The 548-nt window shown below is 72.3% G+C and carries 1 protein-coding gene; it reads right to left on the reverse strand.

Translation table 11 applies throughout. The features are described from left to right. The coding region (locus AC27IO_RS25295; protein WP_498741355.1) for an aminopeptidase at nucleotides 1-548 on the reverse strand (548 nt) is incomplete at both ends.

The following is a 548-nucleotide window of genomic DNA, read 5'->3' on the forward strand; positions in this document are numbered from 1 at the left end:
ATCGCCGCGCGCGTAGTCGGCCCGCGCCTGCGGCGTGGCGCGCTCGGCCAGCCAGCGCGCCACGCCCAGGCGCTCCACGGCGGTGGCGAACGATTCATTGAACAGCGTGTCGCCATGGGCGTACACGACCTGGTGCGCCAGCTCGTGAAAGAGCAGCCGCACGAACTCGCCCTCGGGCCAGCCGATGAAGGTGTTGAGCAGCGGGTCGCCGCCCGCCCAGTTCATGTAGCCCAGGGTGGAATACGCCGGCACGCCGTACACGCCCACCTCCAGGCCCTCGGTGGCCAGCCGATCCGCCTCGGCGCGCGCATCGGCCTCGTTGAAATAGCCGCGGTAGCCGATGCACCCCGTGATCGGAAAGCACCAGCGGTGCAGCGTGAGCGAATCGGGCGGCGCGGCCACCACGTTCCACACGGCCGCGCGGCGGCCCAGGTCGGCATAGCGGCGGTAGCTGGCGTTGTCGGGCAGCGCCAGCTCGGTCACGGCGAAGCGCCGGGCCTCCTGCGCCAGCTGCAGGCGATCGCGCAGCGGCTGCGAGGTGTCGCCCC

Source organism: Acidovorax sp. KNOB132 (assembly GCF_057541515.1).